At 67.1% G+C, this 277-nt stretch carries 1 protein-coding gene; it reads left to right on the top strand.

The features are described 5' to 3' along the window. The coding region (locus SB751_RS30030) for a TCP-1/cpn60 chaperonin family protein (protein ID WP_410749025.1) at positions 1 to 277 on the top strand (277 nt) is incomplete at both ends.

Here is a 277-nt window from a genome sequence, read left to right as displayed (position 1 = left end):
CGCACCGCGATCGCAGGCCTGACCGGCGCGAACGCCGACCAGCACCCCGGCATCAAGATCGTGCTGCGCGCAATGCAAGCGCCGCTGCGCCAGCTCGTCACGAACGGTGGCGAAGAAGCGAGCGTCGTGGTCGCGGCAGTTGCTGCAGGCAAGGGCAACTACGGCTACAACGCGGCAACCGGCGAGTACGTCGACCTGGTTGACGCAGGTGTCGTGGACCCGACGAAGGTGACGCGCACCGCGCTGCAAAACGCAGCATCGGTTGCAGGTCTCCTGC

The organism is Cupriavidus sp. SIMBA_020 (assembly GCF_046535395.1).
GTDB lineage: Bacteria > Pseudomonadota > Gammaproteobacteria > Burkholderiales > Burkholderiaceae > Cupriavidus > Cupriavidus campinensis.
The sequence above is the reverse complement of the archived record's forward strand: the minus strand, read 5'-3'. Positions and strand labels throughout refer to the sequence as shown.